The following is a 15,146-nucleotide window of genomic DNA, read 5'->3' as shown; positions in this document are numbered from 1 at the left end:
GGCGACTCTGCGATCAACGATCGGAGAAGAACACCCCACCCCACCCCGGATCCGAGCGGCGAGGGCGCCGACTCCGGCGGCCCGAGCGCGGCGCGGCCAGCGGCGAGGGAGCACGGGACACGGCCGGTGCGACTACTCCCACCTCGAGACCGGTGATCGGGCCGGTGCCGCCCAGGCCGGTGGCCAAGGGCCGGTTCACTGCCGCCTTCCTGGCCCGGCTGCTGTTCGAGAAGTATGTCCTGGGCCGGCCGCTGCACCAGATCGCCAGGCCCTGGCCGTCGACGGGCTCGATGTCGCCGAGGGCACCCTGTGCGGGGCGTTGAAGAGCGTGCACGAACTGCTCGCCCCGCTCGAACAGGCGGTCATCGAACGCAACGCCGCCGCCCACCTGCATGCCGACGAGACCAGTTGGCGGGTCTTCGAGCAGGTCGAGGGTAAGGAGGGTCACCGCTGGTGGTTGTGGGTCTTTGTCGCCGCCGACACTGTCGTGTTCCGGATGGACCCCACCCGCTCGGCCGCGCTGCTCACCGGGCACCTCGGCATCGAGCGCACCGACACCGCCCTGCCCGAGGGCCGGCGGCTGCTGCTCTCAGCGGACTTTTACACCGCCTACCAGGCCCTGGCCCGTGTCGAGGGCGTCGACCCACTCTGGTGCTGGGCCCACATCCGCAGGTACTTTATCCGGGCCGGGGACGCCCACCCCCAGCTGCGGTACTGGCGGGACCTGTGGGTGGGCCGGATCGCGGCCCTCGACACCGCCCACCGCGCCCTGGCCGCCGCCGAACCCGGCAGCCCTGCCCACCACCAAGCCACCGCCGCGTTCGAGGCGGCCCTGGCCGCCATCGACACCGCCCGCCGCGAGCAGGCTGCCGCCCCCGGCCTGCACCCCGCAGCGAAGAAGGTCCTGGCCACCCTGGACCGGGAATGGGACGGGCTGGCCCGCCACCGCTACGTCCCCGACATAGATCTTGATAGCAATGCGGCGGAAAGAGCATTGCGGACCCCGGTCGTCAGCCGGAAAAACTACTACGGCACGCACGCGGCATGGTCCGCGGAGCTGGCCGCCCGGGTGTGGACCATTACCGGCACCGCTGAGCGCAACGGCCGCGAACCCCTGGCCTACCTCGCCGGCTACCTCCAGGCCTGCGCCGCCGCCGGGAGCCGGGCACTCGCCGGTGAGACACTCGAACGGTTCTTCGTCTGGCTGCACACCCCCGGAAGCCACAATCACGATCTCAACGAAGAGATTCCGCCTGGCCCGGCGCCGTAACCCCACCCGAACAGATCCTGAGCCGTTCCGGACACCTGGCCTTCACCCACGGGCCGGGTCCTCGGCATGCTCTTCCCCGGCATCACCGAATACTTACCACCGAGCGGGAGGAGAAAGCCTCGATCGCCTGCGCGTCGAACTCGCCGTTCTCCGAATGGGGTAACACCTTCACCGACCCGCGGCTGGCCGCGGCCGTGGTCGACCAGCTCACCTACCGGGCGCACATCATCCAGACCGGAACTGATTCCTACCGGCTTCGCACTACCCGCGCCCTGAGGAACGCGGAAGCAGCGCCGGGGAGATAACCCGGTCCCTGCGGTCACCATCGGTGACCGCAGGGGTCTCACGGTCCGTGTCCGAGGATCGAGTCGAGTGGGGCCGAATCAGACCAACACGGCGGAGCCCAATCGGCTTGACATTCCCACTCCCTCCCGTCAATGCGATCATGCGCCGATTGCTGGCATTGCGTCTCGGGGCCCCACGGGGTCACCGAATATTTTATCCCCCAATTAACCCGAATGGCCGTTGGCGGGTGATTTGTCTCAGAAAGACAGCATCCCACATCGACTGCCGCCGTTCTCCGTTCAAGTGTCCGGCGTGTTGCCTACCAGCTACCCGAGCCGGCGCATCTGATGATTCATAATAACCGTGTGCCGTACCGCCGTTCGTGGCGGCTTTCTACCGGAGAAATGAAAGGAGTCGCTGCCGGGTGAAAACAGCCTCGGAGCATCGAGCCCATATTGACTCCAGCGCGGATCATCGTCCTGCATTGCAGCGGTTCGTCGCCTGCTCCGGGCGCGTGACCGCCGTTGAGCGTCCTGGTGTCCACAGCCAGATATCCCTCATTGTACGAAGCTGGCCTTTTCTTGTCGTCGTGGCAGCGTTCGGACCATATCTCACCGTCGGAGTCAGGACGGAGCAGGTGATGGTCTACGGCTCTCTGCTGTTGGCCATCCCGTTTCTCGTGTCAAAATTGAAGCTTGATGATCCACATGCATGTGTCGCGATCCTGTGGGTTTCTCTTCTTCTTCTGGTTATTGTTAATGCGAACCGAGTACCAGTGCCCGGCAAGTTTTTCCCAGGTAACCTGCTGTCCGGCGTCGACAGCTACCTCTACCCGCTGGCGGTGCTACTTCTGGTTGCATGCTGGCTGGCGGTGGGACATAAGCGACTTAGGTTACTGAATGTAGTCAGTCAGGTTTTTGTAGTTATGGTATCCCTCAACGGGATCATAGCTTTTGCCGGTCTTTTCAGTGATCCAACCAATCAGTTGCAGAGGTTCTGGGGATATTCTCCGGCCACTCTTGAGACGACGGTTGCTGTACGTGCCCTCGACAACGGTCGACTGACGGGAATCTTTGCTCAACCAGCTGAGGCCGGGGTCGCCTACTCCCTCGCGCTCCTTGCAGCCGTTTATCTTTTCGGCCGACACGGCCAAGACCGTCCGGTTCTTCTCGGACTTGCAGTGACACCTGTTCTCGTCGGTGGAGTCCTGAGTGTTTCGAAGATTTTTTTGCTGGTCGGTCTGCCACTAGCAGTGTGGCAGGCAATGGGACAAGGGCAGCGAACACGGCGACTACTGGTCCTCGGCTGTATCGCCGGGTTGGTTAAGATTTTTTCTTCCCAGTTCGATATCCCGCAGTGGCGAGGCTCCTGGATGCTGGCGTCGCTCTTCGGCGGTACCGGTAGTACGAGCGTGGAAAGTAAATATACGGCGGGACGACTGAGCTCTAACGGTTCTTTCAGTGTAGCATTCCAATATGTCTCGGAAACTCATCCATGGTTTGGCTACGGGGCCAGCGGTCTTGCCATTCCGTACGACAGTTCATGGATTGAGATAATGGTGGTCGGTGGATTCATCGGTGTGGCAATTTTTTCCTTCATACTGGTTATACTGATTTACAATTGGCTTAAAGGGAGGCCTGCGCGGCGGACTCCGGAGCGGTCGTTCGCCACTGCGGTCCTACTTCTGAGCATGGCAGCAACAATGGGTATCCCTGCATTTACGGCGAACCGGGTCGCACTGTTTATCTGGATTTTTCTAACGCTTCTTATACTGGTTGACGAGCAATCAGAACTTGGCCTCAAAGGGTCAGTGCACCATGCGTGAATCACGTCACATATGATATACCGTGGATTCCACTGACCAAGGAGACCAAAGTGCGCGGCGAAGCGCCTACCACAGCGGACCGCGAAGAGATTTCCCATGGGATCACCGAGGGTTTATCGGGACCCGCCATGGTGAGACGATTGGGCAAGAACCGGTCCATGGTCTATCGGGAGATACATCGTTGTGGTGGCCGTGGAAAATATCGAGCGGTGGACGCGCAGCAGCGCACCGAGGAACAGACGCGTCGACCGAAACCGCGCAAGCTCGCCGTATTTCGTCGGTTACATGACGCTGTCGCGGACGGCCTGGTGCAGAAATGATCGCCACAGCAGATTTCGGCGAGAATGACGATCGACTATCCGGACGAGCCGGAGATGCGCGTGTCCAGCGAAACGATCCACAGGCGCTCTATCTGCAGGCCCGTGGCGAACTGAAGACCCAACTGAAGATCATTCTTTGGTTCGGACGGGTGCGAAGGCATCCATCCGAGTCTACTACCAGCACACAAGGCAGCATAACGGACATGGCCAATATCAGTGAACGGCCTCCCGAGGTGGCCGACCGGGCCATCCCTGGACACTGGGAGGGAGACTTGATCATCGGTAAGGACGGCAAGAGCCAGATCATCACCCTTGTCGAACGGACCAGCCGTTTCCTCCCCCTTGCCCGCGTTCCCTATGATCGTTGCACTGATCGAGTGGCCCTCATTCTGTCGATGAAGGTTATGGCGCGATACTTTCATCGCGAGCAGTTCGAGGACCTCGGTCGAGGGTTCTTCGAGGAGGCTCGTACCTCAGTCCTGGGACAGGAGTCGGACGTCATCCCACTGCCACGGCAGCTGCGCCGCCACGTCTCGGGCTGGTTGAGCAACGAACGCAGGGTGGCCGCCGCGGCAAAGCGGGGCACTTTCCTGTTCACGATTGCAAGGAATCCGCTGCGTCGTTGAAGCGACCTCGGGGGGATGTCGTCCGTTACCGCTTGTCCCTTTAATGTCGATGGCGACTCTGCGATCAACGATCGGAGGTTGCCAAGTGAAGGTTGATGTCGAATGATCCGTGTGGCGATCGATGCGTCGTCAGCAGCAACCGGTGGTGGAATTTCGTACCTACGCCACATTCTGCCACGCCTTGCCCGGCACGACATGCTCGAAGTCGGCCCGATTCTGGCTCGTGTCGAGCGGTCGCAGGTCGCGGCCGTGATTCCGCCCGAACTACAGGTCGTACCCGCGTCCGGGCGCCTTGCAGCGCGCTCGCGCACATGGCACGAGGTAGTAAAAAACGAGCGTATCGATGTAGTCTTCGCACCGACAGAGATATCATTCTGTCGCTATGACATACCGCTCGTGCTTGCGTTTCGTAATTCAGCAATTTTTGACGAATCCCTGCACCGCGACTACCGTCGTCACGAGCGGGTCCGGTTCCGGATCCAACAGGCGCTCACAAAGCTCTCGGCACGGCATGCATCTTCCCACATTGCTGTCAGTGCGTATGCCCGCGATGCGGCGACATCTTTGCTCGGTATTGAACCTGAACGGATTCACATAGTTCGCCACGGCGGCCCAATTGAAAATGATTGCTACCGGCCGAGGTCACCACGGCCGGTGCGACGGCTTCTCGTCGTTTCTTCGCTCTATCGATGGAAGAATGTTGATCGGCTCCTGAGATGTCTGCGTCAGGTGCGCGGCGAATGGTCGCTCGACATCGTCGGGGACATGCCCGAAAAACGTTATGGGCAGGAAGTAAACCGACTGATCGATAGCATGAGAAGTCGGGTGACATTTCATGGTTACCTGACCGGCCAAAGTCTGGAAGAGATGTACCAACGGGCCGACTGCTTGATCTGGCCGTCGTATGGAGAGACCTTTGGCCACCCCCTCCTGGAGGCTCATGCGCACGGTCTTCCACTCCTCGTGGCACGGGCCTGCAGCAACGAAGAAATAGCTGGGTCTTCGCCGGCATACTACTTCGACCCATTTGACGAACTTGAAATTATCACCGTGCTCCAAAAATCGATCGGCACCATACTACCGTGCGGACCGCTACCCAGGAAGTACGACTGGGATGCCTGCGCCACGCATACAGGCGACATTCTCACCAAGGCAGCCCAGGGCTGACGATATTAGAGCTGAACCAGTGGTCGGTATATCGCTACTTGTTGGGTATTTTTCCGACCGTATATTCGGGTCAACCATGTTGCGATTAATAGCGTTGTCCCCGTGAAGATCGAGTCTCGAGCGATCTCGATGGCGCTCATCACGACGGAGGGGGCGATGTCGATTACCACCGACACTGTGATGATGCGTAGTGCAAGCCGTCCTGCTGTTGGTGCTTCTCCCAGAGTCCGGTAGATTCGATCGAGGCCGATCACATAGAGGCCGATCGCCAGTACTGTTCCGGTGACGCCAAAATTGACAATGCCGTCCCCGAAGCTAGTGATCAGTGATGACGTTCTGATGTTTGTGGAAATTCCGAAGTACGCCTGGGAGATTCGGGCGCCGTAGTCGACTGATGGTTTGTTCGGGTTCAGCACCCTAGGTACGGCTGCACCAAACTGGTCGCGCAGGTTCACGGCCTCGCGTGCGCTAGAATCATCACGCAACTCGATCGCTCTCGCAAGATACTCACGGTAGTCGATACGTGCGGTGACGACATCGACGAGGTTACTGAGCTCGACGGAGGGCGGACCGCCGCCGCTGCGGGGTCCTGCTTGAGCTGTGATATCCGTTCGGATGGCCGAACCAGCCAGAAAGAGCCCGATGCCACCGGCTGAAAGCGCGAGAATAACGGCGGCCTGCTTCGCGCGTCTGCGTCGGCTGGAACCGGTGACCCTGGCAAGAACGATTGCGCAGAGTAGCAGCGGTCCGGCGCTTCGGAAGCCGGTGAAGGCGAGAGTCACCGCATGGAGCACCACAAGGAGCGCCGCGGCGATGCCCGTGGCGGACCGACCTCGCCCGGTGGCATGGGCCGCGAGCACCACACCACCAGCGATAGCAGCGCCGGTCTGGCCGAAAAGGCCCAGGTACCCGCCCCCGCTTGTGCGCCCGGCGAGCTGCGCGGCCACTCCGGTCGCACCACTGGTGATCAGTATCAGATGAACAGCAAGGGCTCCCGCGGAAATTGCAAGGGCAGGGACGAACGAGGGATTCCCGTGCGGGACCACCCGTGTTCGTCTTGGCGGCCATGCACAGGACAATGTCCCGGCGAACACCGCAACAGCGATCCAAAGTGCCGCGTAGGTGTCGACAGGACCGACGGTGACAGTCACATTGCCCCAAGGCAGGCGGGCGGCAACCAGAAGTTCGATCGCAATCAACAGGACGTACACGACAACCAGCGCGGACAGTGCACGCCGCACGGCCAGCGCGCCCAGCCCCGCGATTGCCACGAGAACCATCGCATTGACGTCCAGCTCGGCGAGCAATGCCACGCAGGCGAGGCACAGTCCGGAAATCCAGATTGGTCCGTCCTGCGTTGTGCGAACATTGCTGGTGGCCACATTTCCCACGGTGAAACTCATTCCCACAATACCCATTGTTTCCGGCGATGGTCGCCTGGCAAGTGGCTGCTCATGCGGGCGTGGATGTTGTCGGCTTACGCCGCAGGGCGGTTGCCTGGGCTGTCGCAGCCGCCGCGGCCAGGACATGGAACGTGGAGTCCAGGCCGCAGGCTGCTCTCTGGTCGCCGCCCCGGCCCCCGATCCGCCGGCGGAACTCGCCGACGGCGGCCATATGGCCCTTGTCCTGGCGCCCGTGCCAGACGCTGCGCCCGGCGACGGTCAGATCGCGGAAATCGTCGAGGACGAGATGCAGATCGCCCGCGAGAGCTTCCACGCGTTCCTTGCCGATTCCGGGCGGGCGGGCCGAGGAGTACACGATGACCGAGGTCGACCCGTCAACGTGCCCGAGAACGACCGTCACGTCATCGACGGCCGGAGCGCCATGGGCTCCGGCGGCGTGCGTCCGTATCGATATGATCTTTGAGGGATTGAGGAACATGCAGGTGTCGACGAAGTGGCACACCTCCCCGAGCAGGCGCCCACCCTGGCGGCGGTCGGCGTACCAGTGCTTGTCGCTGACCGGCCCGGCCGCGACCCGGTAGACCAGCGTGAGGGGAGACGTCCGGCGCTCAAGGTGCTCTCGGGCGAGTGTGGCAGCGGGCGACCAGCGACGGTTGAAACCAACGAAGAGGACCCGGTCATTACGACGTGCGGCGGCATCGACCTTCTCCAGCTCCTCGAAGGACAGCGCGAGCGGCTTCTCGCACCAGACATGGCAACCCGCGTCGAGCGCCGTCACGACCAAATCGGCATGGGAGTCGTGCGGGGTTGCGATGACGACCACGCCGACATCGGGATCGGTGATGACGGCCTCCGCGCTGCCCGCGACTTTGGTGAACCCCGCGCGTTCGCCGAACCGCCTGGCTGTCAGGCCGCTGGCGGAGCTCACCGCTATGAACCGGTCGAAGCCGGCAGCACGGAAGGCCGGGAGCAGCACAGCGGACGAGAAGGCTCCGGCGCCGATCCAGCCCACTGCGTGGCGACCGCCAGAGGCGGCCGGTCTGTCCGTGTCCACGGCACGGCGCTGCCCTGGCAGGCCCGGCAGCTTTGGTATCCCAGGTAGCTCCAGCAGGCGCGGCCGATGCGCCGCGCTCGTCCGCGGCGTGGGAAGGACGATGGTTTCCCTGAGGGTTCGGGCGGTGTCATAGTCGAAGCGGATAGCCAGGTACGGCTCGCTCCTGCTCTCGATCAGGGTGTAGGCGGCGGTCGCGTCGTCGATCGCGAAACTGTGCGTGACGAGATCCTTGACTGTCAGCCGGCCGGTGGCGAGCAGATCAAGGACAGCCTCCAGATTGCGGCCTTCGGTCCAGCGGACCTGCCCGGCTGGGTAGTCGACTCCCCAGTCCTCGTACGCGCGCTCGTAGCGTCCAGGCCCGTACGAGCGCGCGAAGCGTACCGACAGTTCCCGGTCGTAGAAGGGGGTGCGGTCCAGATCGAGGCCGACGTCGCCGACGACCACGACCGTGGCGCGGTCCCGGCAGCGAGTCGGCACCCGGGCCATCAGTTCCGAGGTTTGTGCGGCGGCGCAGACCAGCACAGCGTCGGCGCCCCGGCCGCGGGTCCACCGCAGCACCTCAGCGGTTGTCGCCTCGCCCTGTTCCCGCAGCGTGTGGACGCCGGCCCGCGCGGCGGCGGCCAGCGGTAGATCAGCGATGTCGACACCGGCCACGTCGCATCCGCTCGCGAGCGCGATCCGGGCGGCGAGCTGACCGACCAGCCCGAGGCCCGCGACCACCACTTTCGCGCCCGGTCCGACATCGGCGAGGCGCAATCCGTGCAGGGCGATCGAAGCGACTGTGGCGAACGCGGCGTCGGTGGCCTCGACCCCGTCCGGAACAGGTACGCAGAGCAGACCGGGCACCGCCTGCACCTCGGCATGGCTGGCCCAGCCGGCCCCGCCGGTTGCGACAAGCCGGCCCGGGGAGATTCCACTGACCATCTCTCCGATTTCCACCACGGTGCCCGCAGCGCTGTAGCCGAGCGGTACGTCTCCGCCGAGCCGTGCCTGAACTGCCCGGACGGCTGTGGAAATCCCGTCGGTCCGGGCCCGTGCCGCCACCTGGCGGACCAGGTCGGGACGGGCCCGAGCCTTCGCCACCAGCCCTGACTGGGCAAGTGCCGTCACCGCTCGTTCGGTGCCGGGGGAGACGATGCTCGCCATGGTCCGGACAAGGACCTCGGTGGGCCCGATCCTGGGGGCGGGAACGTCGAGGACCTCGACCGCGCCACCCCGGACGGCCTGCACTACCTGCTTCATGTTTGTCTCGCCTTCTCCATATGCAGGCCGCGCGCGTTCCTGCCGGTTTTCCCGGTCGTCTGCCGGACGGCAGCGAGGTCCGTACGGATCTCGATCGGCAGCTGCGTGTCGATGACATAGACGACGGTGAGTGCCGGCACCGTGTGCTGCCACCCGACGGCCCGCCGAGCCGGGCGGAGGTCCCAGCGCCCTGACGATCGTGGTGCGGCGGTGGCACCCGCATCGGTGACCCGGGTGTGCAGGATGATCTCCTGCCCGGCCGCGGTGCGGATCCGCACGGTGCGCGCGGGGTCCTCCACGGTGGCGCCGGTGTCGGGCGCGAGCGGGAAGTGGACCTCCACCTGGTGGCGTCCAGCGCCGGTCACCCGATCGTCGATGCGCACCCGATCGGCGCTGACGCGGAAGCGGCGTTGGTGTGTCGGGTGTCCAGGCAGGTTCCGGTAGCCGTCGTGGGACGCGGTGAGGGCGGCCTCGCCGCCGTCCACCGCCATCTGGATGATGGTCGGACGGGCCCGGCGACCGGCGCGGAACGCACCCCAGACCTCGGTCGAGTCGATCCCGTCGATGACGACCGTCGCGTGCGCCGCGGTGGAGCGCTCGGCGGCGCGGACAGGCCCCGGCTCATAGGTCGAGGTCGCGGTGTCGACGATCAGCGGGGCGCCGTCCCACCAGAGCAGGAACGCGAGCGTGTCGGCATGGGCGTGCGCGGGCAGCGTGTCCGGGCACGCGGGCCCGACGTCGGCGAGCAGATGCCAGCGTCCCGCACGCAGGGCCGCGAGACCGGTCTCGGCGAGCAGCCGGAGCCCTGTCGGGCTCCGGCCGGACGTCCGCCTCGTGGGCGCGACTCCACCGGACAGCAGGTCGGCGACGGCGCCGGCGGGGACCGGGTAACCGTCGTTGAGCAGGGGCACGCTGCCGTCCGGCCCGACGACCACGCGCAGCCACTGTCGCATGCGGATGACCGCGTCGGTCAACTCGTCGGGTACCGCCGCCGCGGTGGCCGCCAGCAGGCCGACCACGTCGTCGAGATCGGCGAGTACCTGGCAGTGGTAGGCGGGAGCCCGTTCGAAGTGACCGCCGTCGGTCAGCACCTGGTGACGGACCTCGGCACGCAGCATGTCGACCCACGGGTGGTACCTGCCGGTCTCCGCGGTGTCTCCGATGGTGACCGCCAGGCCGATCAGGGCCTTGAGATTCTTGATGAGATGGTTGCCGCCGACGTCGGTTTCCAGGTGGAGCCGCAGGAAGGCCTCGTGCCGGCCGAGGTCCGCGCGCATCGTCGGCATGACCGCGCTGTTGCGGGCCAGCGGTTCGAACAGCGCGCACAGCGTCCATGCGCGCAGCGACGCGACGTAGGGCGCCCAAGCGGTGCCACGGGGAGCCGCGGTGGCGGTCCGCCAGGACGTGTAGAGCCGGGCGAACACCGACCGGGCCTGATCACGGTCGGGATGGGCCGTCAGTGACCAGGCCCAGTCCCAGTAGTGCAGGTGGTAGCGCCACAGCAGCGGCGCGTCGGCCTGCACCCAGTCGGCCGCGCGTGGGTTCTCGCCGGGCCGGTACAACCGGCGGGTGTGGCCGAGCAGAGTCAGCGATCCGTCCAGGATCTCGGTCGGGTCCGGTCCGGTGCCGGCATGGCGCCCGTCGAACGGCACGAATGAGCGCGGCCAGTTGGCGGAGCACGGCCAGCTGTCACCAGCCGGCGCGGCCAGGCCGAGTATCCGTTCGGCGGTCCGGGGTATCCGGGAGGCGAATGCTCGCTGGGTGCGCAGGCGCGCGCGGGCGAGGATCTGCCCCGGCTGAAGGTAGGCGACGGTGCGGAGATATCGGCCCGCTTGCGTGCCCGCGGAGCTGGTGACAGCACCGGGATCGAGCTCTGGCAGATGACGAAGAACCGTCATGCCAGTAGCTCCGCTTCGGCTCGGATGCCCTGCTGGAATGGCCGTGGGTCGAAGTCGAGGTCGGCGGCCGCGTCGTCGATGGGGAACGCCTTGTCCTCGGCGAGTCGGGCGATCTGCTCAGCACGCAGCTTCGGTCTGGCAGCCAGCCGTTCGTAACCGCTCACGACTGCGAGAGTGGCTCTCAACGGAAGCGCAACGGTGAGGATCTGGCGACCGACCGCTGCTCCAGCCTCCTTGACGATCGTGCGGAAGGTAAGCGCTTCGGGCCCGGCAATGGTGTACGTCCGACCGATGGTCGTGTCCCGCCGGGCCGCCTCCAACACGGCGGAGGTGAGATCGTCGACGTGGACGGGCTGCTGAAGACGGTTGCCGCCGCCGGGCAGTGGCAGCACCTTTGACCTGCGCAGGGCGGCGAGCAAGCGGGCCATGTTGCGGTCGTCCGGCCCTCCGTAGATCATCGTGGGCCGCAGGATGGTCCAGTCGAGCCCGCTGCCGGTAATCGTTGATTCGGCCTGAGTGCGAACTCGTTTCGTCGAGGCCGGGAGCGTTGTGAAGATCGCCGTTGTCGAAATGAAGATCGCACGGTTCAGTCCGGCGTCTTCGGCCGCTGACACGATCATGTCCGCGTGCCCGAACCCGAGCGAGGCAAGGTTGATCAGTATGTTGCCCTTCGACGCCCGGAAGGCGGCGTCCACCGAGGCCGGGTCGTCAAGGTCGCCGGGAACGGCTTCGGCGCCGGCCTCTTCGAGGGCGCGAATCGCTGCGGCGCTGCGGGCGAACCCGACCACATGATGACCTTCGCCGATCGCGCGGGCGACGACTCGGCGCCCCAGGAAGCCGGTTCCACCAGTCACCAACATCCTCATGTCAGCTCCCGCTGCCCGGTATCGGTTGTCTGGACGATTGCGGACGGCGGGGAGACGGCGGTCGCCCTGACCGTGATCGGCTCAGCGACATTCGCCGTCCGCTGCTTCGGCACGGCGGCCGAGCGGCCCGTCACCTCCTCGAGGAGGGTGCGATAGCGGCGCGCAAGCACCGCGCGGTCGAAATGATCCGTGACGTACGCACGCCCCGCCACGCCCATCGCCTCGCGCCGGTGCGGATCGCCGGCCAGGCTCCGGATCGCGTCGGCGAGCGCGGTGGGGTCTTCCGGCGGAACGACAACACCGCCCGCCGCGGCGAGAATACGGGCGGCCTCACCGGCGAGTGCGCCGATGACTGGGCGTCCGGCGGCCAGCAGCTCGAACATCTTCGACGGGATGAACGTGGTGAACAGGGGCACGTCCCGCAGCGGGACAAGGCAGATGTCGGCCGCGGCGACGATTCCCGCAACCTCGTCGTGGCGTACCGCAGCATGCATGGTGACGTTGGTGAGACCACGTTCGGCCACCCGGTCGGCGACTCGCTGCCGGTCGGCTCCCTCGCCGACGAAGGCGATGTGTACGGGTTCTCCAACGAGTTCGGCGGCCGCGTCCACGACCGAGGGCAGGCCTTGGGAGATCCCATGGGCGCCGATGTAGACCACGAGGGTGTCTCCGGATCGGGCACCCAGGGCCGCCGACGGCGGATCGGACGGGCTGAACCGGCGCAGATCGGCCCCGTTGTGAATGGTGTGGACCTTCCTGGCTGGGATGCCGCGCCCGATGATGTCATCCCGGAAACCGTCGGTCACGGTGACGACGGCGTCCGCGGCCCGGTAGGCGGCGAGCTCCAGGCGTTCGAGCACGGCGATGACACGGCGGTTACGCAGCACCCCGAGCTGCACGAAGATTGCCGGCCACAGGTCGCGGACCTCGACCACCAGGCGGGCCCGCCGCAGGCGCGCCAGCAGCCATGCCGAACCGAGCGGGAAGAAGGTCGGCGACGACACGACGATGACGTCGGCCCCACCGGCCGCATTCCCGCCGAGCAGCACGCTGGTCACCATGAACGACAGGTGACCGAGAGTCCGCCGCACGATGCCCTTGTTCGGCGTTGCGTACACCCACGTCCGTACCACACGGTAACCGTCGCGGTGTTCGACTCGTCGCCACGCACCGCGGTACTCCGGCGGGATGATTCCGGTGGGGTGGTTGGGCATCCCGGTCAGGACTGTCACGTCGACGCCGTCCGCGGCCCATTCCCGGGCGGTCTCGGCGAGCCGGGCCTGCGGGGCGCCGACCTCGGGTGGGAAGTAGTGGGTGATCAGAAGCACCCGGAGTCGTTGTGTAGTCGCCTTTGCGGTCATCGGGCTACCTCGACTGTGAGTACGTGATGGAGGCGGACTTCACGGATCTCCCTTGAGCGAGGAACGGCTTGGAGCGACCGGCAATAGGGGACGCGGCGCCGCGGGGCTGGGGCACGCAGCTCGCGTCATCGCTCCCCGTCCATCACTGCGTGATGCACGGGTACCCCGGCTCGTCGGTCGCCACCCACCACCTCCGGTGGCTCCCTCCGCCGCCTCGCGATGCACGCACCCCAGTTCCGCTCCTTGATCCACACTCTTATTGCCGGTCGCTCTTAGGCGCGCACTGTCAGTGCTTTGGAGCTTAGCGTGCCTATCTGGATACGATCCGTATGCACACTGCGGGCGCGGCGGCCGGAGCCTCGCCCGGCCGCGCCATCGACCACGCAGGGAGTCCGTCGTGCATGTGCTCTTCGTCGCCGCTGCTCGACCCAACTTCATGAAGGTCGCGCCGGTTCTCGCCGCGATCGTCGCCCGCGGCGCACAGGCCACGCTGGTGCACACCGGGCAGCACTACGACAGCGCAATGAGTGGTGTGTTCTTCGATGAGCTCGGTCTGCCCACCCCGGACCACTTCCTCGGGGTCGGTTCGGGCAGCCACGCGGCCCAGACCGCGGGTGTGATGACGGCGTTCGAGCCGCTGCTCGAGGACGTCCGCCCGGATGTCGTCGTGGTGGTCGGTGACGTCAACTCCACGCTGGCCTGTGCGCTGGTCGCGGCGAAGGCAGGTGTTCCGCTCGCCCATGTCGAGGCCGGCCTGCGCAGCCGCGACTGGTCGATGCCGGAGGAGGTCAACCGGGTGGTGGTGGACCGGGTCGCCGACCTGCTGCTCGTACCGTCCGCGGAGGCCGCGGACAACCTCCGGCGCGAGGGCTACCGGCCGGACCAGATCCACCTCGTCGGCAACGTCATGGTCGACACCCTGCTCACGAACGTCGAGCGGGCGCGGCAGGGGCCAACGCTGTCCCGACTCGGCCTCGCACCGGGCGGGTACGGACTGGTGACGCTGCACCGCCCGTCCAACGTGGACGACGCGGACGTTCTTGCGGGCCTGCTCGGAGCCCTCGCAACGGTGGCAGTGCGATGCCCACTCATCTTCCCCCTGCATCCCCGGACCCGGGCACGCATCAACGGCCGGCTCCCGGCGGGCGTGACGGCGCTTCCGCCCGCTGGCTACCTCGACTTCCTGGCTCTGCAGGCCGGAGCGCGGCTTGTCCTGACGGATTCCGGCGGGGTCCAGGAGGAGACGACCGTGCTGGGGGTGCCCTGCCTGACGTTGCGTGACACGACGGAACGCGCAATTACTGTCACTGAAGGTACCAATCAGATCGTCGGCACCGATCCCGAACGGATCGTCGAGGCGGCGCAGAGCGCTCTCACGTCACCGCCGCCACCGCGGCGGCCCGCGCTGTGGGATGGCTGTGCTGGCAGGCGAATCGCGGAGGTGCTTCTCGCGGGGGCCTACGGTCGGCCCGGCAGCCGGCCGACCGACATCCTGACGGATGTCCTTGTCGAACCGGCCACCGGCGACAGCGGTGTCGCTGTCGTCCGCCAGTTCGCCCCGTAGTTCGCCGGCCGTTGTTCGGACCACATTGTGGCCGCCTCGGCAGACCACGCCGTCGGTGTTCAGGCATTGTGTGATCGGTGCCAGACGGACGGCCGTGGTACGGGTGACAGCCGGGGCGAAAAGGCTCCGGAGAGGCGCCGAAGCGCTGCATTCCGGACGAGTCCAGCGGGTTATCCTCTGATATCTCAGGTGAGGCATCCGGCACGTCTGCATTTCGGGGGAAATGATGTTTGTCCACAGTGGCGGCCGTCTCGGCCACAAGCCC

The 15,146-nt window shown here is 65.7% G+C and carries 13 protein-coding genes; 8 read left to right on the top strand and 5 right to left on the bottom strand.

Annotation, left to right across the window (positions count from 1 at the left end):
• Positions 1 to 164 precede the first annotated feature (164 nt).
• The 7 genes from MJ777_RS01165 to MJ777_RS01135 all read left to right on the top strand — a co-directional run bounded on the left by MJ777_RS01165 (position 165) and on the right by MJ777_RS01135 (position 5,493).
• On the top strand, positions 165 to 323 hold the full coding sequence (locus MJ777_RS01165; RefSeq protein ID WP_239372496.1) for a hypothetical protein: 159 nt from the start codon (positions 165 to 167) through the stop codon (positions 321 to 323).
• Positions 320 to 1,270, top strand: coding sequence for a transposase (locus tag MJ777_RS01160; RefSeq protein ID WP_239372495.1), 951 nt, complete (start codon positions 320 to 322; stop codon positions 1,268 to 1,270). Before MJ777_RS01165 ends, MJ777_RS01160 begins: the two co-directional genes overlap by 4 nt.
• Positions 1,201 to 1,575 (top strand): ATP-binding protein, encoded by a 375-nt coding sequence (locus tag MJ777_RS22940; RefSeq protein WP_370652615.1) that lies wholly within the window; start codon positions 1,201 to 1,203, stop codon positions 1,573 to 1,575. Before MJ777_RS01160 ends, MJ777_RS22940 begins: the two co-directional genes overlap by 70 nt.
• A gap of 404 nt (positions 1,576 to 1,979) precedes the next feature.
• On the top strand, positions 1,980 to 3,380 hold the full coding sequence (locus MJ777_RS01150; protein ID WP_239372494.1) for an O-antigen ligase: 1,401 nt from the start codon (positions 1,980 to 1,982) through the stop codon (positions 3,378 to 3,380).
• Positions 3,381 to 3,430: 50 nt separating this feature from the next.
• Positions 3,431 to 3,700 (top strand): helix-turn-helix domain-containing protein, encoded by a 270-nt coding sequence (locus MJ777_RS01145; RefSeq protein ID WP_239310987.1) that lies wholly within the window; start codon positions 3,431 to 3,433, stop codon positions 3,698 to 3,700.
• A complete protein-coding gene (locus tag MJ777_RS01140) occupies positions 3,697 to 4,326 on the top strand; it encodes a hypothetical protein (RefSeq protein WP_239310986.1) in 630 nt (209 codons plus the stop codon). Before MJ777_RS01145 ends, MJ777_RS01140 begins: the two co-directional genes overlap by 4 nt.
• 102 nt (positions 4,327 to 4,428) lie before the next feature.
• Positions 4,429 to 5,493: a glycosyltransferase gene (locus MJ777_RS01135; RefSeq protein WP_239310985.1), complete on the top strand. Its 1,065-nt coding sequence runs from the start codon at positions 4,429 to 4,431 to the stop codon at positions 5,491 to 5,493.
• Positions 5,494 to 5,498: 5 nt separating this feature from the next.
• Here MJ777_RS01135 and MJ777_RS01130 read toward each other — a convergent pair whose 3' ends face one another.
• The 5 genes from MJ777_RS01130 to MJ777_RS01110 are packed head-to-tail and all read right to left on the bottom strand — an operon-like array spanning position 5,499 to position 13,317.
• Positions 5,499 to 6,896 (bottom strand): hypothetical protein, encoded by a 1,398-nt coding sequence (locus tag MJ777_RS01130; protein ID WP_239372493.1) that lies wholly within the window; start codon positions 6,894 to 6,896, stop codon positions 5,499 to 5,501.
• 49 nt (positions 6,897 to 6,945) lie between these two features.
• Positions 6,946 to 9,192, bottom strand: coding sequence for a bi-domain-containing oxidoreductase (locus MJ777_RS01125; protein ID WP_239372492.1), 2,247 nt, complete (start codon positions 9,190 to 9,192; stop codon positions 6,946 to 6,948).
• Positions 9,189 to 11,090 carry a heparinase II/III family protein gene (locus MJ777_RS01120; RefSeq protein WP_239346281.1) on the bottom strand — a complete coding sequence of 634 codons (1,902 nt, stop codon included), beginning with the start codon at positions 11,088 to 11,090 and terminating at the stop codon, positions 9,189 to 9,191. Before MJ777_RS01120 ends, MJ777_RS01125 begins: the two co-directional genes overlap by 4 nt.
• On the bottom strand, positions 11,087 to 11,950 hold the full coding sequence (locus tag MJ777_RS01115) for an SDR family oxidoreductase (protein WP_239372565.1): 864 nt from the start codon (positions 11,948 to 11,950) through the stop codon (positions 11,087 to 11,089). The genes MJ777_RS01120 and MJ777_RS01115 overlap by 4 nt, the downstream gene beginning before the upstream one ends.
• Positions 11,951 to 11,952: 2 nt before the next feature.
• On the bottom strand, positions 11,953 to 13,317 hold the full coding sequence (locus MJ777_RS01110; protein ID WP_239372491.1) for a glycosyltransferase family 4 protein: 1,365 nt from the start codon (positions 13,315 to 13,317) through the stop codon (positions 11,953 to 11,955).
• 397 nt (positions 13,318 to 13,714) lie between these two features.
• Here MJ777_RS01110 and wecB point away from each other — a divergent pair, with 397 nt between their 5' ends.
• Complete coding sequence (gene wecB, locus MJ777_RS01105; RefSeq protein ID WP_239310979.1) at positions 13,715 to 14,881, top strand: non-hydrolyzing UDP-N-acetylglucosamine 2-epimerase; 1,167 nt, start codon at positions 13,715 to 13,717, stop codon at positions 14,879 to 14,881.
• The last annotated feature ends 265 nt before the right edge of the window (positions 14,882 to 15,146 follow it).

This window comes from Protofrankia sp. Cj5, assembly GCF_917627405.1.
Taxonomy (GTDB): Bacteria; Actinomycetota; Actinomycetes; order Frankiales; family Frankiaceae; genus Protofrankia.
The sequence above is the reverse complement of the archived record's forward strand: the minus strand, read 5'-3'. Positions and strand labels throughout refer to the sequence as shown.